Genomic DNA, 291 nt, shown 5'->3' with positions numbered 1-291 from the left:
TTTTCATTTCTTATTACGGAGAAATGAAACAGTGTGTCGTTTCAATTTTCAGCTTGATCCAGATTTTTAAAGAGCAAATATCTCAAACGTGACTCGAAAGTCAGTTTTGAGATACTTCGGTCGGCGACTTTCACTCACACATACCAGCAAGTGGCGTCCCCTAGGGGATTCGAACCCCTGTTACCGCCGTGAAAGGGCGGTGTCCTGGGCCTCTAGACGAAGGGGACACTGAAGTCTCAATCGCAAGACGCCTTGCTATTTACTTTTCATCAGACAATCTGTGTGAGCACT

General features: G+C 45.7%; 1 tRNA gene. It reads right to left on the bottom strand.

Annotated elements, in window-relative coordinates:
* Positions 1 to 151: 151 nt before the first annotated feature.
* A tRNA-Glu gene (locus OGY10_RS00120) sits at positions 152 to 227 on the bottom strand.
* Between the last annotated feature and the right edge of the window lie 64 nt (positions 228 to 291).

It is taken from the genome of Citrobacter sp. Cpo148 (assembly GCF_030332375.1).
Classification (GTDB): domain Bacteria; phylum Pseudomonadota; class Gammaproteobacteria; order Enterobacterales; family Enterobacteriaceae; genus Citrobacter; species Citrobacter portucalensis.
This window is presented reverse-complemented; position numbering and strand designations above follow the sequence as displayed.